General features: G+C 42.1%; 3 protein-coding genes. 1 reads left to right on the forward strand and 2 read right to left on the reverse strand.

The annotated features are described in order from the left end of the window. Positions 1 to 105 precede the first annotated feature (105 nt). The gene (locus LC574_RS37295) at positions 106 to 447 is read right to left on the reverse strand and encodes a hypothetical protein (RefSeq protein WP_229458650.1); all 342 of its coding nucleotides are present in this window, start codon (positions 445 to 447) and stop codon (positions 106 to 108) included. A gap of 666 nt (positions 448 to 1,113) precedes the next feature. On the opposite strand from LC574_RS37295, the gene LC574_RS37300 reads away from it, so the two are divergent. Next, the gene (locus tag LC574_RS37300) at positions 1,114 to 1,821 is read left to right on the forward strand and encodes a M15 family metallopeptidase (RefSeq protein WP_229458652.1); all 708 of its coding nucleotides are present in this window, start codon (positions 1,114 to 1,116) and stop codon (positions 1,819 to 1,821) included. A gap of 5 nt (positions 1,822 to 1,826) precedes the next feature. On the opposite strand, the gene LC574_RS37305 is transcribed toward LC574_RS37300, so the two are convergent. Next, positions 1,827 to 2,085, reverse strand: a 259-nt coding sequence (locus LC574_RS37305; RefSeq protein ID WP_229458651.1) for a tryptophan-rich sensory protein, incomplete at its 5' end; no start/stop codon positions are given.

Consider the following 2,085-nt stretch of genomic DNA (forward strand, 5'->3'; position numbering starts at 1 on the left):
ATTCCTATTTGATTTTTGAATAAACACCGTACACCTCGAAAAGCCTGATTCCCTACTCCCTACTCCCTATTCCCTACTCCCCGCCTACGCAAATAATTTCAAAAATCAAAGCGGATTACTATAATATCCTCCATTGATTTTGTGTAAAATATGATAACGCAACAAGCGGGTTAATACTTTTTCAGCAATTTCAGTAGTTATAGATAATAAAATATCTGTTCTGGCAACTTGTAATAATAATTCTTGACCAATTACCATTTCTTCTGGTGTAGTTCCTGTAAATTCTGTCCAAATATTTGTAAAATAAGGTTGACCGGAAATAAATGCGTCATTAGTAGAAGCTTGCAAGAGTTCAGCAGTAATAAAATCAGTATGGTTAAAGTTAGCTTGATTCACCATTGATGCGCCCAATAATTGTAGGCAGTAAGGGTGACAATTGGTAAGCATTAATACTTCCTTTACAATGCCTGGAGCGTAACGCAGTAGTAATTACAGCCTAAGTATTTTATATAGCGGTTCTCGGTTAAGTTAGGTACAAGAACCCCACCTCTAACCCCTCTCGAAAAGCAAAGCTGTTTCATTCCCTCAAAAGCTCAAAAAATACTTGTGTTCTGAACGAAAGGACTTGTGTTCTGAACGAAAAGACTTGTGTTCTGGACGAAAGTACTTGTGTTCTGGACGAAAAGGCTTGTGTTCTGGACGAAAAGGCTTGTGTTCTGAACGAAAGGACTTGTGTTCTGAACGAAAGGACTTGTGTTCTGGACGAAAGGACTTTTGTTCTGGACGAAAGTACTTGTGTTCTGGACGAAAGTACTTGTGTGTACACCGTAGGTTCTTCGAGAGGGGACTATGATGTACCTTATGTGATTAGGAAAGGCTATATAACTTTGGTATACGTAGCAGATTATTAGCGTAGGTGTAGCCCGCACTTCGGCTGCGCTCAGTGACCACCGTAGGCATCGCCCTTTAGAAAAAAAGTTTTTGGTTTACTGTTCAGGATTGAGAAAAATTGATATTGCACGCAGAAGCGCAAAGGACATAAAGGAATAAGAGACTCGTTACGCAGAATGCTATGCTTGCGTTAAAATCCGTAAGTCTTGCATGGCTGACTACATGAGGCCCTACCATCAAATCCCGATTTTTGAGTGTGGTGAACCACTAATGGAGATTCCTTTAGAATTGTTTGCGGTGGAATTTCCCCATCCTTATGAAAAATTGGGTGCGCCCTATGGCGATCGCTCCCCCTATTATCTCCGTCAAAGCGTTATTGAAAATTTGATCCAAGCGCAAAATTATCTTGAACTGTTGCATCCAAACTGGCGTATCCAAATTTTTGATGCTTATCGCCCGATCGCAGTCCAGCAGTTTATGGTAGATTACAGCTTCGCCCAAGCAATGCAGGATAGGGGATTAACTGATGTGGAGTTATCCCCAAACCAACGCCAAGAGATTTGGGAAGCGGTTTATGAAATTTGGGCTGCACCAAGTTTGGATGAAAAAACTCCCCCTCCTCACAGTACAGGTGCGGCGGTGGATGTGACGCTAGTAGATGATGCAGGGCAAATAGTAAATATGGGTTCGCCCATTGATGAAATGTCACAGCGATCGCACCCAGATTATTATGCCAATAACGATCGCCCAGAAGCCCAAAAGTATCATGCTCACCGTCAGCTATTGCAAGATGTAATGTTAAAAGCGGGCTTTCAACGCAATCCCAGAGAGTGGTGGCATTTTTCTATTGGCGATCAAATGTGGGCTTGGCTGAATAATCAATCCAATCCAGCCAATCCTGTCACAGCACGTTATGGGCGTCTTGCATAGATGCCTTATGCATCTTGAGGATTTAACTCTTTTAACTCGTCGGTAGTGTAAGTACCAATAGGAGTCCAAATTAGATAAGGAAGGAGTAACAGCGCCGCTATTAGAGAAATCGGCAAAACGCAGATTGCAAGGATAACACCTGAAATCAAACCGATTAGCCCAAGGATTTCTCCAGCTTTGAGACTGCGAAACCTCAACATTATAGGGATGTAGGCGACGGTGATAATTTCCACCAAGAGGTACAAAGCCAATAGAAAAATGCCA

The sequence above is a fragment of the Nostoc sp. CHAB 5715 genome, from assembly GCF_020829685.1.
In the GTDB taxonomy this organism is placed as follows: Bacteria; Cyanobacteriota; Cyanobacteriia; order Cyanobacteriales; family Nostocaceae; genus Nostoc.